This window comes from Frankia nepalensis, from assembly GCF_016786325.1.
GTDB lineage: Bacteria > Actinomycetota > Actinomycetes > Frankiales > Frankiaceae > Pseudofrankia > Pseudofrankia nepalensis.
Genome location: NZ_JADWYU010000339.1, coordinates 1 through 1,813 on the forward strand (window position 1 = coordinate 1; position 1,813 = coordinate 1,813).

The following is a 1,813-nucleotide window of genomic DNA, read 5'->3' on the forward strand; positions in this document are numbered from 1 at the left end:
CTGGAACGGAAATGAACGTAACTATGGGCGCGCCAGAATGACCCCAGTGGCCCTTGCCCGCTCGGACGTGGGTGTGGCTGGGTGTGTGTGGTGGTCCGGGAGCGCGACGGGTCAGATCGCGGCTGCCGGCTGGGCGAGGGTGACCTCGAAACCGAGGCGCTCGAGGCGGCGGACGGCGGCGGCCTGTTTGTGGGTGTCCTGGCGGTTGCGGTGGTAATCGGCGCCGAGCTCGCGGTAACGGGCGTCGGGATCGTCGAGGAGGTGCCAGATCGTGGTGAGGACCGACCGGGAGACCGCGACGATCGCTTTCTGGGGGCCACGGCTCGCGCGGATGCGCCGGTAGCGGTCGCCGAAGAACGTCTGGGTTCTCGCCAGCGAGAACACGACCTGGCCGAGGGTGCCGGCCAGGTAGCGGTTGCCTTTCGTGGTGCGCGCGGGGCTGGATCGGCCGGCGGACTGGTTGGCCTTCGGGGCCAGCCCCGCCCAGGACACCAGGTGCGCCGCGGTCGGGAACGCCGCCACGTCGGTCCCGACCTCCGCGAGGATCGTGTGCGCGGTCGCGAGACTGATCCCGGGGATCTCGGCGAGCCGCTCCGCCGGGCCGAGCCGGGCCCTGCCGCCGGCCGGCGGCGGGCTCTCGGGTGCCGGGCCGCCGGGCGGCGGCCCGGCGGTGTCGGGAGAGGGCGCGCCGCCGCCGGGGCCGGACCGGTCCTGGGTCGGGGCGTGGTCCGTCATGGCCGCGATGGCCTCGGCGATCGAGGCATCGAGCCGGGCGATGTCGCTGTCAAGCCGCTCGACCCGGTCGAGGATCATCGCGAGCACGGTGGCGTGGGCGTCCTCGAAACTGCCCCGGAACGCCCGGACCAGCTCGGTCCTCTTGCGCCGCAGCCGGCCGCGAGCCAGGTCCGCGAGCACCTCCGGGTCGCGTTCCCCGGCAACGAGCGCCGTGAGCATCGCCCGCCCGGACACCCCGAACAGGTCACTGGCCACGACCGACACCTTCAGCTGGGCGTCCTCGAGGAGCTTCTCCGCGCGCTGCATCTCCCGGGTCCGCTCACGGACCGCCGCGATCCGATAGCGGGTGAACAACCGCAGCCGCCGCTGCGGCCTGGCCGGGACGAAGCTCGGCGAGCACATCCCCCGCTCGGCGACCTTGCACAACCACACAGAGTCGATCTTGTCGGTTTTGGGTCTTCCCGGGAGGTGCTTGACCTGGCGGGCGTTGACCAGCCAGCAACGCAGCCCCGCCGCCTCGAGCACGTAGTACGGGGAACGCCAATAGTCCCCGGTTGCCTCCATCACGACGAGCTCCACACCCTGGCAGACCAGGTAGTCCGCGAGGTTCACCAGATCGGCGGTCATCGTCGTCCAGTCGGTCACCTCCTGACGCCGCCGCCGGCCCCCGCCCTCGGCCGGTACCCGCAGGCAGGCGACCAGCCCCGCCTTGCCGATGTCCAACGCGGCGACCCGCTCCACGAACGGGCCGGCCTCCTCGGTCTCCTCGATCGCCACGACCACCCTCTCCGCACCACCGACAGGGACACAGCGAGCCGCCCGGGGAGCCACGGCAGAAAACCCACTCTGGAACGCGCGCTCGAAGCGCAGTGCACAGCCCGACAAGCAGGCCCCCAGCGCCAGACTCAGAGACGGCCTCAACGAGGCGACAAGAAATGACCGGCGTCGACGGACGACTCGGACAACATCATCCCGGGCTGTGCCACCCACGCCACACCCGCCCGGACAGACCACCCGAACGAGCCACCCCCAAAATTTCCGCGCTTGCGCGGCCGGCCGAAGGGCCCGGAGGACTCAG

1 protein-coding gene is annotated in these 1,813 nt (G+C 71.6%); it reads right to left on the minus strand.

Features of this window, described 5'->3' with window-relative positions:
• Positions 1–111 precede the first annotated feature (111 nt).
• Positions 112–1,512, minus strand: coding sequence for an IS110 family RNA-guided transposase (locus I6A81_RS41065; RefSeq protein ID WP_307875242.1), 1,401 nt, complete (start codon positions 1,510–1,512; stop codon positions 112–114).
• Positions 1,513–1,813 lie beyond the last annotated feature (301 nt).